The sequence below is a fragment of the Streptomyces humi genome, assembly GCF_001005085.2.
Lineage (GTDB): Bacteria > Actinomycetota > Actinomycetes > Streptomycetales > Streptomycetaceae > Streptomyces > Streptomyces humi.
This window is the reverse complement of record NZ_LBMU02000079.1, coordinates 66,816-79,201: the sequence shown is the minus strand read 5'-3', so window position 1 is coordinate 79,201 and position 12,386 is coordinate 66,816. Positions and strand designations below refer to the sequence as shown.

The following is a 12,386-nucleotide window of genomic DNA, read 5'->3' as shown; positions in this document are numbered from 1 at the left end:
TTCGATGGAAGGACTGGTCATGGGGAAGCTGACGGTGCTCGCGCTGCGAGCCGTGCTCGTCGTGGTGCTCACCGGCACCGTGTTCGTCCAGGCGGGGATGGTGTGGGCGTTGGCCGCCAAGCCGGACGACGGGTCGCTCCCGCTGACCCCGTTGCGTGTGATCACCATCCTGGGCATGGTGTCGGCCCAGGTCGCCGTGGTCTGCGTATGGCGGTTGGTGACGATGGTGCGCCGTGGAACCGTGTTCTCCCACGCCGCCTTCCGGTACGTGGACGCCGTGATCGGCTCGATCGTCGCGGCCGCCCTCATGTGGTTCGCGGTCACCGCCGTCAACGCGCCGGGCCAGCGGGACGACCCGGGCGTCACCCTCATCATGGGCGGGATCGGCGTGGCCATCCTGGGGGTCGCGCTCATCGTGCTCGTCCTGCGGATGCTGCTCGCGCAGGCCGTCGCCCGGGACGTGGAGGCGACCCGGATGCGGGCCGAGCTGGACGAGGTGATCTGATGCCGATCGCCGTCGACATCGACGTCATGCTGGCCCGGCGGAAGATGTCCGTGGGCGAACTCGCGGACCGGGTGGGGATCACGCCCGCCAACCTGGCCGTCCTCAAGAACGGCCGGGCCAGGGCGGTGCGGTTCGCGACCCTCGCCGCGCTCTGCGAGGTGCTCGAGTGCCAGCCGGGCGACCTGCTGCGCTGGGAGGCCGAGGACACCGCGGGCGAATGACGTACCCCGGGCCCCGGGAGCGCCCCCCCCCGCCCGAGGCACGGGCGGGGGAGTCCTGCCACTCCTCTCTCCCTCTGTCGACGCGTCGACTGATCACTTCATCGGTTCATCGACTCACCGGCTTGGCGGCTCACCGACCTGGCGCCTCACCGGCTCGCCGGCTCACCGGTTCAGCCGGCGTACACCCTGCCCTGCTTCACGACGTAGTGCGCCGGCGCCGAGCAGCCGATGGACGGGGTGACCAGCAGACTGACGGTGAGGGGAGCCGGCTCCGTGCTCGCGGTCGTGAACTCGCAGACGGCCTGGCTGCCGGTGAGCGGGTACCAGAACCATCCGTCGACCTCGCCCACCGTGACCCGGTCGGACTCCTTCCAGGTGCCGGTGTCGTGCGTGAAGACCTGCAACCGCACCGAGGCGGCGTACTCGTCCTCCGGCGACCGCAGCGCGGTGAGCGTGATCTTGTAGTCGCCGCCCAGGACGGACGAGGCGATCTGCCGAGTCCCCGGCGCGGCGGTCCCGGCGTCGGCGGTGGACGCTCCGACGGTTCCGAGGACGGCTGCCGTGACCAGGGCGACACCCGCGGTCGCGGCGCGCCGGGTGCGGTGATTGCGGACCAGGTTCATGTTCTTCCCCCGTCGGGTCGAGTGCGGCGGGACGTCGGACAGCGGCACCTGCCGGGCCGTGCCACGCCCCGCCGCCGATGCTCGCCCGTGTGCCGGGCCGGGGAGAAGCAATTCGAACGTGCTCGAATCGCTGTCGGCCCCGCCACGGCGGCCCCGCTCCCGCTACGGCATGCCGCCGACGGGCTGCCCCAGCCGCCGCAGCTCTCCCGCGTCCCCTTCGCCGTCCAGGAGCCGCAGGCCCATGAGCGTCACCGAGTGCCGTACGTACTGTCCGTCGCGCCGGCTCGCGAGCAGCCCCCCGTCCCGCAGGACGGCGAGCTGGTAGCTGGCGCTGGGCAGGGCGATGCCGACGGCCGTCGCCACCTCGGAGGTGGTCCGGGGACCGCGGCGGGCCACCTCGGCGAGAACCGAGGCCCGGGTACGGCCCAGCAGGCGGTCCAGTCCGTGGTCGTTGAGGGCCACCGAGTCGAGGGGCCGTTCGCCGACCGGGTAGACCAGGACCGGGCCGAGGGCGGGATCGGCGAGGGCGGTGGGCCTGCGCCAGCAGAAGTACGACGGGACGAGCAGCAGCCCGCGTCCCTCCAGCCGGAGGTCCCGGTGGGTCGGGTACTCCACCTCCAGGACGGGGGCCCGCCACCGGGCCAGCGGACGCAGGCTCTCCAGCAGGGCCAGGACACCGCCGTCCAGGAGGATGCGGGAACGCAGGTCGACCTCGTCACGGACGGCTCGGCGGGTGTGGGCCCAGCGCGGTTCGAGCAACGTCCGGGCGGAGATCTCCAGGGCCTTCACCAGGGAGCGCATGCCGTTGTCGCCCGGTCGGCCGAGCGCCGTGGTCCACGCCGGGAGGGGACGCGCGGCGCCGAGCCTGCCCAGCTCGTGCCGCAGCCGGACGGCAGGGGTGGCCTGGATCTCCTCGAAGGCCGCGGGCAGCCCTCCCTCCAGGACGGACGGGGTGAGGAAGTCGGGGATGTACCCGGCGGGCGGGACGAGTGTCCGCAGCGTGTGCAGGGCGCGGCCGGCCACCGGATCCGCGGCGACCCGTTCACGGACGGAGCGGCGCCAGGACCCGAACTCGAGCGGTCCCTGCTGCGTGACCAACCGGCAGGCGGCGCAGACTAGTTCCCACATCGGATCGGGCCGGCGCGCGACGCGGATGTTCTGTAAGTCCTGCGGAGTGAAGTGGATTCGGAGCATGCGGCCTCATTCTCGGACGGTGGGGGGTCGGCCGGGGGTGACGAGTGGTGGCTGTCGCCATGGGTGACGACTGACAGGACCCATGGTTGGTTGCGGGGAGGGGACGGACGGCCGGGAACATCGGCCGGATTCCGCCGCCGGTCACGATCGGCGCTGCTGAAGCCCGGCGCCCGGTCCGCCCTGGACCGTACGCCGGGCCGCTTCCCCGCACCATCGTGCGGGTGTGCCGGGGTGCCCGAACAGCTCACGCACCGTTCACCTGTGACCGGTTCAGCCGGCCGCGACCGCCGCCCGGGAGAACACACGGCCGGGACCACGCACCCCGCCGCCCGCGCCCGTCGCCGCTGATGTCACCGGGCGCCGTCAGCGTCGTCCCGTACGGCGAGTCCGTCAAGGAGCCGCTCGACGTCCTCGGCCTCCTGATCGCGTCCCTGCCGCCGGTACAGGTCGAGTGCCTCCCGCCACACCGCGCGGGCCTGGTCGTGGCGGCCGAGCGCGGCATGGGGGTGACCGAGCCGGTCGAGCGTGTCGGCGGCCTCGTAGGTGTTGTCGAGGTCGCGGTACAGGACGATGGCCTGGCGGTAGTGCTCGACGGCCGAGTCGTGGCGGCCGCTGTGGTGGTCGATGTAGCCGAGGCTGTCCAGGGTCTGCGCCTGGCCGTTCACGTCCTGGTGGGTGAGGTAGAGGGCCAGGGCGGCCCGGCAGTGCTCGCGGCCGGTGTCGTACTGGCCGAGGCGCGCGGCGTACCAGCCCACCGCGTTGAGCGCGTTGGCCTCCGCGATCGGCTGGTCGAGCCCCCGGTAGAGGTCCAGCGCGCGCCTGGCGTGCTCCAGCGCCCGCCGGCCGTCCGGCCAGATCGACGCGAGTGTGTAGTGCGCCTGCGCCTGGAGCGCGCGGTCGTTCTGCTGCTCGCTGAGGGCGAGTGCCCGGTCGAGCGCCGCTATCGCCTCCTCGTGGTGTCCGAGCACGACGTGGGCCCGGCCGAGCAGCCGCTGGGTGATGATCTGGGCGCCCGGGTCGGGCAGCCGGGCCGCGGAGTCGGCCGCGGTCCGCCACACCGCGAGCTGGTCGTGGCGGTGCCCTCGCCGGTAGTGGAAGTTGTACAGCGTCCAGGCCAGTTGCCAGGCCGTGCGGTGTGCGGCGGCCGCCACGGCGGCGCCCTGGGCGGCGAGCAGATTGCGGTGCTCGGCGTCGAACCAGTCCATGGCCGCCGGGATGTCCGCCAGTTCCCGGGGGTGGCAGCCGGGGGCCTGCGGAGCGAGCTCGATGGGCTCGCGGTGGGAGTCCAGCAACTGGTCGGCGGCGTACGCGGTACGGAGGTAGAAGTCCAGCACCCGCCGCAGCGCAGCCCCGCGGGTGCCGGCGGGCGGGTCGTGGGCGGTGGCGGCGTAACGGCGGATCAGGTCGTGCATCCGGTAGCGGCCCCCGGTGTCCTGGCCGATGAGCGACGCCTGTTCCAGCCGGCGCAGCAGGGCCCTGGTCCGGCTCCGGCCCAGGCCGGTGAGGCTGCCGGCGGCGGACAGGCCGATGTCAGGACCGGGCGCGATCGCCAGCAGCCCGAACACCTCGGCCTCCTCGTCGGTCAGCGCGCGGTGGGAGGACGAGAGCACCGCGGGCAGGCTCGCCGCGGGATCGGCGTCGTCGAGCACGTCGAGGGCGTCCTCGCGCAGTTCGGCGGCGAGATCGGCCAGCGACAGGTGCGGGTCCGTGTGGGCGCGGCCCGCGATGATGCTCAGGGCCAGCGGGAACCCGCCGCACAGGCGCACGAGTTCGTCCACCGCCGTCGCTTCGGCGTCGATGCGCGCGGGGCCCAGACGGGCGGCGAGCAGGCCACGGGCCTCGCTGTCGGTGAGCATGTCGACGGAGACGTGGTGCGCGCCGTGCCCGGTGATCAGGCCCGACAGCCGTTTGCGGCTGCTGACCAGCACGGTGCAGGTGTCACCGCCCGGCAGCAGCGGGGTGATCTGGGCGGTGTCGGCGGCGTTGTCGAGCACCAGCAGCATCCGCCGGTCCGCCACCAGGCTGCGGAACATCGCCGCCTGCGCGTGCGCGGCCAGGGGCACCCGGCCCGGCTCGACACCCAGCGCGTCGAGGAAGCCCCGGACCGCCACGGCCGGGTCCATCGGATCGCTGTCGGGGCTGAAGCCCCGCAGGTCGACGAAGAGCTGCCCGTCGGGGAACCGGTCGGCGTTCCGGTGCGCCCAGTGCAGGGCGAGCCAGGACTTCCCCACCCCGCCCGCCCCGGCGATCGCGGAGACGACCACCGTGGTCGCCGGACCGGAGCGCGACCCCGGTCCGGCTTCGGCACGGGGTCCCAAGGCGGCGTCCAGGCGCGCCAGTTCGTGCTCGCGGCCCACGAACGGAGCCGGTGGGGCGGGTAGTTGCCGCGGCACCGGGACCGCCGGGGGTTCGGCCGCGCCCGCCGCGGCCAGCAGGTCGTCCCGTTCGGCCGGCCGCAGGCCGAGCGCGGCGGCCAGTCCCCGCACCGACGCGAGCTGCGGGTTGCGGCGCTTGCCGGTCTCCATGCCGCGGATCGTGCTGACCGAGACACCGGAACGCTCGGCCAGCGCCTCCTGGGTCAGCCCCGCACGCAGCCTGAACCGCCGTACGGCCGTGCCGAAGTGATCTTCCATACGGCCCTTCCTACCAGGGCGAACGGTCACCGGTGACCGGTTCGGCGGGAGCGGACCGCCGCGGGCGGCTGTCCGCCGGGCACCGGCCGGGGCTGCCCGGAAGGGCTAAGCGTCACACCGGATTTGACGCTGGTCGAAACGTTTGTGAGGCCAGGCCGGCGGACCTCAGTCTGAAGCGGCAGTCAATCGCACGGGGGCGACATCGTTCCCACGGGGGCTTCGGCTCCGTGGGACGGGTCGACGGGGCCGCGTTCCGCTGTTCTCGACCGGTTCGATGCGCGCCGCCGTCCAACGGAGGAGGTCATGATGGAAAGTTACTCCCTGGAAAAGAAGCCGGCGTTCTTCCGCACCACTTCGGTCGCGATGTTCTTCGAGTCCGAGGCCCTGGAGACCGAGGTCGTGCTCGGCTCGCTCGCCGAGGACATCGACGTCGACGCGGAACTCGACGCCCTGCTCGGCGCCGAGGCCTGACCGGACCGCGGACGGGCACGCCGGGTGGGTCCGCGCGTGCCCGGAACACTCCGTGAAGTGATCACGCGGGGGCGGCGGACCCGCCGTCCCCGTACCTCAGTACGGCACAGAGGGCTGCGCATTGTCCAGAGACAACAGGACGACTTCCTTCTGCGGGCTGCCCTTCGCGGACCCGCGGAGCGTTCCGGCCGGTACCGTGGCCGCGGTCGCCGGCGTGGGCCATTCGCTGGGGAGCCCCCATCGCGGCGCGGAGCACGGGCCGTTCTTCCTGCGCACCGTCTCGAAGGAGTACACCTGGTCGGCCGCGTCGGCCCGGGTGGTCGACCTCCGCCACGGTGCGGCACCGCTCGACGGCATCGTCGACGTGGGCGACCTGGCCACCACCGAGACCACGCTCACCGGCGTCCTGGACGCGACCAGGGCGTTCGTCACGGGGCTCCCGCCGCGCGTGGTGCCGTGCGTGATCGGCGGCGACCACACCGTGACGCTCCCGGTCGTCTCGGCCCTCGCCGCACGGCACACCCGCCCCTTCACCGTGGTCCAGTTCGACCACCACCTGGACCTGCAAATCTGGGAGGGCGCTCCCGCCCGGCCCGGGAAGCGGGATCCGGTCTTCCACACCAACGTCATGTCCCACGTGTCCGACGTGCTCGGTCCGGGACGCCTGCTCCAGGTCGGGGTCTTCCCCTTCGCCACCGTCGAGGACGACAGCGCGCACGCCCTGCCCGCCTTCCTGCGCTCCGTCGGCCGTCAGGTGCCGGTGTCGGCCCCCGAGATCGACGACGCGGACGCCTTCCGGGACGTGGTCGGCCGGGGCGGGGACGTCTACGTCAGCGTCGACCTGGACGTGCTGGACGCGGCCGAGATGTCGTCGACCGGCTACCCCGCGACCGTCGGACTGAGCCTGCGCCGGCTGCTGCGGCTGATCGACCTCGCCCTCGCGGACAACCGCCTCGTCGGATTCGACGTCGTCGAGTTCGCGGCCGACCGGGCGGACCGGTCCCCGAAGACACTCGCCGACGCACAGCGTGCCGCACTCGTCTTCGTCCACCTGCTGAGCTGGGCCGGCCGGCAGCGGGACACCCGGACGGACCCCTGACACCGCAAGCCCGAAGCCGCACGTACCGCAGCCTTCCCACGGGGGGACCATGCCCATCAGCGAACCGCGTACCCGAAACGCCTTCCAGGAGACGATGCTCGGTCTCACGTTCTCGCCGCTCCAGGAGAGCGACCTCTTCTCACGGGCGTGCGTGGAGCAGTACCGGACCGCCGACCTCTCCCGCCACGCGTACCGGTTCGCGCAGGTCTTCGAGCCCGACGTGCTCCGCGAGGTGGCCCTGCTCGACGGGATCGGCTACGACCGGCTGGCCGAACTGCGCCACCGCCCCTCGGAGGCGACCGCCCGGCTCGGTGAACTGGCCGACGGCGCGGCCGACCTGTCGGTGGTGGCTGCGGTCAACGTGGCGGCCGCCCTGATCAGCGTCTCGCGCTTCGGCCCCGCCGCCCGGATCCTGGACCGGACCGCGCCACGGGCCACCACCCCGCGTGACTCCTTCGAGGTGGGGATGCTGCGTTTCGTGGTGGCCAACCGGCGGGACGACGGGCCCGCCGTCTCCCGGGCCTTCCACACGATGCGCCGGGCCGTCGAGTCCGGCACACTGCCCGCCGACCGCACCCTCGACGCCTGCGCGCAGGCCGTCGTCTGGTACATGAAACGCCGTGACCTGCCGACCGCGGACTTCCTCTGGTACGTGGCGGCCGGCCGCGAACTCGCCAGGCACCCGCGGGACCTGGGCGCCGGCTCACTGTCGGCCTGGTACCGCGCCCTCGCCATGGTGCCCGCGGCCCGCGGCCGGACCCGGCTGACGCGCCGCTACATGGAGTTCACCCGTGAGGCCGCCGCGCACTCGCTGGCCGGACGGCCGCGTGCCTACGAGGCCCACTTCCTCAAGACGTACCACGAGTCCACGCTGAAGGAGCACATGTACGTGACCCGGGACCCGGACCGGGCCGAGGAGGCGGGCCTCGACCTCATCGCGCTGGACCCGGCCTGGTCCCCGAGCTACGGCGAACTCGCCGACGCCTACGCCCACTTCGGTCGGCTCGCGGAGGCGGCCGCGCTCTACGAGAAGGCCGCCGCGACCGGGCCGCCGTACTACGGGCACCACCTCCTGCGGGCGGCCCGGGCCAGGGAGCGCCTCGGCGACGACGTACGCGCCCTGGAGCACTACGGGCGTCTGGCCGACCTCGTGCCCGGCGACGAGAGCGTGCTGCGGCAGGGCCTGGCGGTCGCGCGGCGCGGCGACGACCCGGCCGCCGACCGCTTCCGGTCGCTTCTCGACCGGCTCCGCACCCCGGCGGGCGAGGCGACATGAAGCACACCGAACTGACCGTCAGGAACTACACCGGTTTCGCGACCACGATCTTCCTCACCGGACTGGTCTCGGTCGGCTTCGGGGCCGTCGACATCCTGCTGATCTCGCCCAAGGGCCTCGACCAGGTGGCCGCGGTCGGCCTCGGTGACGTCATCAACGCGGGCCTCACCGCGCTGCTCGCCATCGGCGTCGTGGACACCTTCAGCAGCCGCCTGGCGATCGCCGAGGGCCGCGGGGACCTCGCGCGGCGGCTGCCGGTGCTGGCATCGGCCCTGCTCGTCCTCCTCCTGGTGGCCCAGGCGTCGGCCGTGCTGCTCTCGTCCGCCGTGCAGCCGGGGCTGCGCCTGGCCGGTCAGGACCCCCGACTGGCCGGTCTCGCCGCGGACTTCGTGATCGTGCGCGGTTGCAGCCTCGGCTTCACGATCCTCTACGCGGCCCTGAACGAGGCCCTCAAGATCTGCGGGCTGAAGAACAGGTCCCTGCTGCTCCTGGTGGTCGGCCTCGCCACGAACGCGGCGCTCGACTGGGCCTTCCTCTACACGCCGCTGTCCGGCCGGTTCGCGTCCCCGGTGGTCGCGGTCGCGGCGGCGACCACCGGCTCCCAGCTCCTGATCGCCTGCTTCGCCCTGCGTTTCTTCCTGCGCCGGATGCGGGCACGCGGCGAGCGGTTCACCCGCCCCGAGCGCGCCTCGGTCGTCGCCGAGACACGCTCGATGGCACGCAACGCGCCGGGCGTGGGCGCCCGGCACTTCAACGACTACGCGGGCACGATCACCGTCACCCTCCTGCTGGGCACACTGGGCGTGCAGGTCCTCGCGGCGGTCACGGTGGCCACCAAGATCTGGAGCCTGTTCTGCCGCATCCCGCAGGCCTGTGTGTCCGGCACGTTCGTGTACTACGGCTACCGGCTCGGCCAGGACGAGAGCGACCTGCCGACAGCGGCCCGCACCCTGCCCGCCACCACCCGCAGCTCGCCCGCCACCGCCCGCAGCCTGCCCGCCACCGCCCGCACCCTGCTGCGCTACGCGGCGGTGCCCACGGCGGCCGGCGCCGTGACCGTGGCGCTGGCCGCCCCCTGGCTGGTGCGGCTCTTCGCGGGCGCCGGCCAGGACGAACGGCTCACCCGGTCCCTCCTGTTCGCCTTCCTGCTCACCGTCCCCGCCTACCTCCTGGAGAACCACTTCGGGGAGATCCTCTCCGTGCACCAGCGAGGCGCCCTGCTCGCCACGGCCTCGGCCGTCACCACGTACGCCCTCGCCGTGCCGCTGGCCGCCGTCGGCGTGTTCGTCCTGCACTCCCCGTTCCTGGTGACCGCCTCGGGCGTGCTTCCCTCGGCGGTGCTCGCCACCGCCTTCCACAGGTCGCTCCGCAAGGACCACTGGACCCGGAGCGAGGTGGGCCGTGACACAGGTGTCGGCGTTCCGGCATGACCCCGTGAGGTCCGTCCTGCCCGGCGGCGACCACGGCACCTTCCGCTGGGACAGGGAACCCGTGGTGTTCGGCCACCGCCGCCTCACCCATCACAACGAACGGCTGGGCCGCACCCTGCCGGTACCGGTCAGCGCCTCTCCCGCGGTGGTGCCGGGCATCGGCGTGCTGCTCGCCGCCGACGACGGCCGGGTGCGGTTCTACGGCCGGGGACTGGGCAAGGTGTTCTGGGAGCGCCGCCTCGACAGCGGGGTGTACGCCTCGCTCGTGGTCGACCCCGGGCGGCGCCGGGTGGTCGTCGCGGCCACCAGCGGGCTGATCACCTGCCTCGACCTGCGCGGGAAGCTGGTGTGGGCGGCTCGCACGCGGCTTCCGGTGTACGCGACCCCGGTCCTGCTCCCGGCCGCCGACCTGCTCGTGGTGGCGGCCTTCCACGCGCGCTGTCTGGCCTTTTGCCTGTCCACCGGCGAGCCCGTCTTCGACCGGGAGCTGCCCGGACCGTGGCACGCGGCGGACGGCGGCACGGCGTCGTACCGGGACCCCTACGCCAGTCCGGCCGGCACGGACGAGGGCACGGTCGTCGTCTGCTGCGGCCACCACGTGATCGCCCTGTCCGGCGACGGCGGCGAGCTGTGGCGGTTCGCGGCCGACGCCGACATCAAGGCCTCCCCGGTCTTCGTCCGGGCCACCGGGGAGGTCGCGGTCTGCACCGTCGGGGGCACCTGCCTGTTCCTGGACGCCCGCACCGGACGGCTGCTGCACACGGAGTTCCTGGGGGCCAAGATCACGGCAAGTCCCGCGCTCTCGGGGGAGGTTCTGGCGGTGGGCGCGCAGGACGCCACCGTGACCGGCGTCGACGTCCGCACGCACACGCCCGTGTGGCGGGCGCCCCAGGGAGCCCCGCACTCGTACACGTCCTTCAGCGTGCTGCCGAACGGGGACTTCATCGCGACGGCCGAGCGCGGCAACGTGATCGCGCTGCGCCGCTCCGACGGGCGGTTCCGCTGGGAGAGCAGCCAGGTCCTGGGCCTGCCCGACCACGAGCCCCGGATGGACACCACCCCGCTCGCCTCGCCGGACGGCGCCCTCTACTGCGCCTCCTACGCCGGGGACTTCTACGAATTCCGATTCCAGCCCGCGAACACGGAGGTCGCCCCGTGCCGGCAGTAGCACCCGGCGCCGGACCCGAGTCCGGCGCGAGCCCGATCGAGCAGTCGCTGGCAGGAATGATGTCCCGTCTGGACGCCATCCTCGCCGCCGACCGCCTGACCGACCGGACGCTCGTGGAACTCATGGCCGTCTACAACAACGTGGCCTACGTGTTCCTCTACCTGGAGGCCGTCGACGACGACGAGAACTTCACCCGGTTGCTGCCCTGGCGCCGGGCGTTCTACGAGGACGACGACCGCACCGCCCGGATCGTGCGCCGGCTGCGGGAACTGCGCTGCGCCGACACCCGGCTGGACGCCGTCCGCGAGGAGTACCTGGCGGAACTGACCGCGGCGGAGCGGCGCGACCCGGCCGAGGACGCCCGGCTCGACGACCTCCTCGACGAGGCGAAGGCGGTGCTGGCCGGGGTGCGGGACGCCCGGCGGGAGATCCTGCGGCGGGTGGGTGTCCGGGACGCGGAGGCCGATCCGGCGGCGGTCTACTACACCGTGCTGGGCTCCATGGAGAGCACGGCCACCCGGGACAAGCTGGCACGCGTGTGGGCGGCGGCACGGGACGCCCGGCAGCCCGCCCTGCTCGCCGCGCTCGACGCGATGGTGACGGTACGGCGCCGGCGGAGCGCGCGGGCCGGTCATCCGAACGTCGCGGCGGGGACGCTGGCCCGCTGCCGGGCCACCGAGGCCGACATCGCCGCCTTCGTGACGAGCAGCCTCGAGACGGCGCTGGCCGCACACGCGCAGGTGGAGTCCGAGATCGCCGCCGTCACCGGCGCCACCGGCCGGCCGATGGACCACCTCGGGTTCGCGATGCGCACCGTGTTCGGCGCCGGACGCGTGCCGGCGTTCCGGATGGGGGAGTGCCTGGACTTCCTGTCCGCCGTGACCCACGCCGTGTTCGGCCTCACGCTGACCCGGCAGCCGAGCGGGCACCCGCAGGTGATCAAGGTCGCCGTGCGGGACGCGGACGACGAGATCGGGGACATCCTGTTCGACCTGTGGGACACGGACCGCGGGACACCCGGCCCCAACCACACCCTCGGCCTGCGCGGCCGCACCGACTGGAGCGGCCTGGTCCAGCGGCCCGTCGCGTACGTCTCGTGCCGGTTCCGTCCGGACGCCGAGGACACCGGACACATCACGTTCCAGAACGTGCACGGCATGTTCCACGAGTTCGGTCACGCCCTGAACCACCTCCTCCTGCGCACCGGCGTGCCGTTCCGCTCCGGACTCGAGTCCCTGCCGCCGGAGCGGCTGGAGTGCCTGAGCATGTGGTTCGAGAAGTGGGCCTGCCACCCGGAGTTCGCCCGTCGGCTGACCCTCGGCCCCGCAGGCGAGGAGCAATGGGCGCGATGCGTCCGCATCAAGATGTTCGAACAGCGGGCCGGCCTGCTGGAACAGGCCGTCACCGCCGCCCTGGACCTGGAGGTGCACCGCAGCGGCACCGGCGGACTGCGGGACGCCTTCGACCGCCTGGACGGCCGGTACGGCATCGGCCGCCACTACCGGCTCGGCGACGTCGCGGCGTACTTCACCTGGCCCATGTACGTGGCCAACCCCGGCGCCAACTTCAGTTACCTGTGGGGAGCCGCCGACAGCGCCGCGAAGTTCGCCGCGTTCCGGGAGCTGAGCCTCGCGGACATCACCGGGCGGCCGGAACTGCGCGGGCTCCTCGCCCCCTGCTTCGACGCGGACACGCCGGCCGAAGTACCCGACGGCTCGGCCGTGTTCCGGCTGTACGGCTCGTCGGCCCTGACCGGATGAGGGGAG

At 73.3% G+C, this 12,386-nt stretch carries 11 protein-coding genes; 8 read left to right on the top strand and 3 right to left on the bottom strand.

Annotated elements, in window-relative coordinates:
• The first annotated feature begins 19 nt into the window (after positions 1 to 19).
• Entirely contained in the window at positions 20 to 505 is a 486-nt protein-coding gene (locus AAW13_RS31630) for a DUF2975 domain-containing protein (protein WP_046729989.1), read from the top strand.
• Complete coding sequence (locus tag AAW13_RS31625) at positions 505 to 726, top strand: helix-turn-helix domain-containing protein (RefSeq protein WP_046729988.1); 222 nt, start codon at positions 505 to 507, stop codon at positions 724 to 726. Before AAW13_RS31630 ends, AAW13_RS31625 begins: the two co-directional genes overlap by 1 nt.
• Positions 727 to 896: 170 nt before the next feature.
• Here the strand turns inward: AAW13_RS31625 and AAW13_RS31620 are convergent, their stop codons facing one another.
• From AAW13_RS31620 to AAW13_RS31610, 3 genes are all read right to left on the bottom strand, one after another.
• Positions 897 to 1,349 (bottom strand): hypothetical protein, encoded by a 453-nt coding sequence (locus AAW13_RS31620; RefSeq protein ID WP_206306298.1) that lies wholly within the window; start codon positions 1,347 to 1,349, stop codon positions 897 to 899.
• A gap of 162 nt (positions 1,350 to 1,511) precedes the next feature.
• Entirely contained in the window at positions 1,512 to 2,543 is a 1,032-nt protein-coding gene (locus tag AAW13_RS31615; protein ID WP_046729987.1) for an ArsR/SmtB family transcription factor, read from the bottom strand.
• A gap of 350 nt (positions 2,544 to 2,893) precedes the next feature.
• Positions 2,894 to 5,176, bottom strand: coding sequence for an ATP-binding protein (locus AAW13_RS31610; RefSeq protein WP_071659741.1), 2,283 nt, complete (start codon positions 5,174 to 5,176; stop codon positions 2,894 to 2,896).
• A gap of 303 nt (positions 5,177 to 5,479) precedes the next feature.
• On the opposite strand from AAW13_RS31610, the gene AAW13_RS46110 reads away from it, so the two are divergent.
• The 6 genes from AAW13_RS46110 (at position 5,480) to AAW13_RS31585 (ending at position 12,380) form a co-directional block, all read left to right on the top strand.
• Complete coding sequence (locus tag AAW13_RS46110; protein WP_167391757.1) at positions 5,480 to 5,647, top strand: hypothetical protein; 168 nt, start codon at positions 5,480 to 5,482, stop codon at positions 5,645 to 5,647.
• Between the two features lie 196 nt (positions 5,648 to 5,843).
• Positions 5,844 to 6,746 (top strand): arginase family protein, encoded by a 903-nt coding sequence (locus AAW13_RS31605; RefSeq protein ID WP_052768578.1) that lies wholly within the window; start codon positions 5,844 to 5,846, stop codon positions 6,744 to 6,746.
• Positions 6,747 to 6,795: 49 nt separating this feature from the next.
• Complete coding sequence (locus AAW13_RS31600; protein ID WP_143145056.1) at positions 6,796 to 8,022, top strand: tetratricopeptide repeat protein; 1,227 nt, start codon at positions 6,796 to 6,798, stop codon at positions 8,020 to 8,022.
• Positions 8,019 to 9,452: an MATE family efflux transporter gene (locus AAW13_RS31595; protein ID WP_046729985.1), complete on the top strand. Its 1,434-nt coding sequence runs from the start codon at positions 8,019 to 8,021 to the stop codon at positions 9,450 to 9,452. The genes AAW13_RS31600 and AAW13_RS31595 overlap by 4 nt, the downstream gene beginning before the upstream one ends.
• A 4-nt stretch (positions 9,453 to 9,456) precedes the next feature.
• Complete coding sequence (locus AAW13_RS31590; RefSeq protein ID WP_167391756.1) at positions 9,457 to 10,620, top strand: outer membrane protein assembly factor BamB family protein; 1,164 nt, start codon at positions 9,457 to 9,459, stop codon at positions 10,618 to 10,620.
• Positions 10,608 to 12,380 (top strand): M3 family metallopeptidase, encoded by a 1,773-nt coding sequence (locus AAW13_RS31585; protein WP_143145055.1) that lies wholly within the window; start codon positions 10,608 to 10,610, stop codon positions 12,378 to 12,380. Before AAW13_RS31590 ends, AAW13_RS31585 begins: the two co-directional genes overlap by 13 nt.
• The last annotated feature ends 6 nt before the right edge of the window (positions 12,381 to 12,386 follow it).

What these genes read in the sequence shown, in the direction of transcription:
- AAW13_RS31610 (WP_071659741.1), bottom strand. Translation starts at nt 5,176, where the DNA reads ATGGAAGATCACTTCGGCACGGCCGTACGGCGGTTCAGGCTGCGTGCG.
- AAW13_RS31620 (WP_206306298.1), bottom strand. Translation starts at nt 1,349, where the DNA reads ATGAACCTGGTCCGCAATCACCGCACCCGGCGCGCCGCGACCGCGGGT.
- AAW13_RS31630 (WP_046729989.1), top strand. Translation starts at nt 20, where the DNA reads ATGGGGAAGCTGACGGTGCTCGCGCTGCGAGCCGTGCTCGTCGTGGTG.
- AAW13_RS46110 (WP_167391757.1), top strand. Translation starts at nt 5,480, where the DNA reads ATGATGGAAAGTTACTCCCTGGAAAAGAAGCCGGCGTTCTTCCGCACC.
- AAW13_RS31615 (WP_046729987.1), bottom strand. Translation starts at nt 2,543, where the DNA reads ATGCTCCGAATCCACTTCACTCCGCAGGACTTACAGAACATCCGCGTC.
- AAW13_RS31595 (WP_046729985.1), top strand. Translation starts at nt 8,019, where the DNA reads ATGAAGCACACCGAACTGACCGTCAGGAACTACACCGGTTTCGCGACC.
- AAW13_RS31600 (WP_143145056.1), top strand. Translation starts at nt 6,796, where the DNA reads ATGCCCATCAGCGAACCGCGTACCCGAAACGCCTTCCAGGAGACGATG.
- AAW13_RS31625 (WP_046729988.1), top strand. Translation starts at nt 505, where the DNA reads ATGCCGATCGCCGTCGACATCGACGTCATGCTGGCCCGGCGGAAGATG.